The sequence below is a fragment of the Pseudomonas sp. R62 genome (assembly GCF_000257605.1).
Lineage (GTDB): Bacteria > Pseudomonadota > Gammaproteobacteria > Pseudomonadales > Pseudomonadaceae > Aquipseudomonas > Aquipseudomonas atacamensis.
This window is the reverse complement of record NZ_JH635998.1, coordinates 1,141,590-1,142,881: the sequence shown is the minus strand read 5'-3', so window position 1 is coordinate 1,142,881 and position 1,292 is coordinate 1,141,590. Positions and strand designations below refer to the sequence as shown.

Here is a 1,292-nt window from a genome sequence, read left to right as displayed (position 1 = left end):
ATCGAACAGTTCGTTCTTGATCCCCACTTCGTAACCGACACCTTCTTCCGGGTCGAAGGATTTGCCGGAGGCATCCAGGCCGTTGTTCGGTTTGAACGAGGTCGAGGCGTTGGCGAACAGGCCGGTGTTCGGCGTGAGCTGATAGAGCAGGCCGGCGCGTTGAGTCAGTGCGTCGTGGCGCTGCTGGCTTTTGGCGTTGCGGCTGTGATCGTCGATGCGCTGATCGAAATGCTCGAAGCGCGCGCCGACCATGCCGCGCAGCTTGTCGGTGAAGATGATCTGGTCCTGCAGATTCAGCGCATGACTTTCGACGTGTTCGAAGAAGTCGGTGCCCGAGCGTGCGCCGTTGGGTTTAGGCTGACCGTAAACCGGCTTATAGATGTCGATAGCGTAGGGGCCGCCAGCAATGGTGGTGACGCGTTCGTCCTTGCGGTAATTCTCGTACTCGGTGCCGATCAGCAATTCATGCTGCCACGGCCCGAGGTCGAACAGACCGCGCAGTTCCAGTTGGGTGATGCTGTCGTGCCAACTCGTATCGCGTTCGCGCAAGCGGCGATTGACCGTGTGGCCGTCGGCGTTCAGCGGTCGTGCTTCGGAAGCGTCGCCCCAGAGTTTGCCTTCCTTGTAGTGACTGGCCAGGCGCAGTTTCCAGCTGTCGTTCAGATGGTGTTCAAGAGTGGCCTGGAGCAGGTTGTTGTGGTTGTCGATGTTGCCGTCGTTGGGCTCGCCGAGGAAGGTCGAGCGCGATACGCCGCTCCACTTGTTGTTCGGCGCCACCACACCACGATCGAACGTCGAGTTGTGACGGACGATTTCGCTCTCCACCAGCAGCGAGGTGTCCGGGTTCAACTGCCAACTGATCGAGGGCGCGACGAATACCCGCTGGCTGTCGACGTGGTCGCGAAAGCTGTTGTTGTCTTCTACGGCGAGGTTGATGCGCGAGAGCACATTGCCCTGATCATCAAGGGGCGTGTTGACGTCCAGCGCGGTGCGGTAGCGGTCCCAACTGCCGGCGCTGGTTTGCACAGTGGTGAACGCTTCGGGCTGCGGCTTCTTGGTGACGATGTTCACCGTGCCGCCGGGATCACCCCGGCCGTACAGGCTGGCGGCCGGGCCCTTGAGCACTTCGATGCGCTCGATGTTGGCCGCATCTGGCGTACTCGGATAACCGCGATTGGCACTGAAGCCGTCCTTGTAGAACTCCGAGGTGGTGAAGCCGCGCACGCTGTATTCGTACAGAGTCAGGCCGCCGAAGTTGTTCTGCTTCGACACGCCGCCGGCAAAATCCAGCG

The 1,292-nt window shown here is 60.8% G+C and carries 1 protein-coding gene; it reads right to left on the bottom strand.

Going from position 1 to position 1,292, the window contains the following annotated elements; translation table 11 throughout:
• On the bottom strand, positions 1-1,292 hold a 1,292-nt coding region (locus OQK_RS06580; RefSeq protein ID WP_038860658.1), incomplete at both ends, for a TonB-dependent siderophore receptor.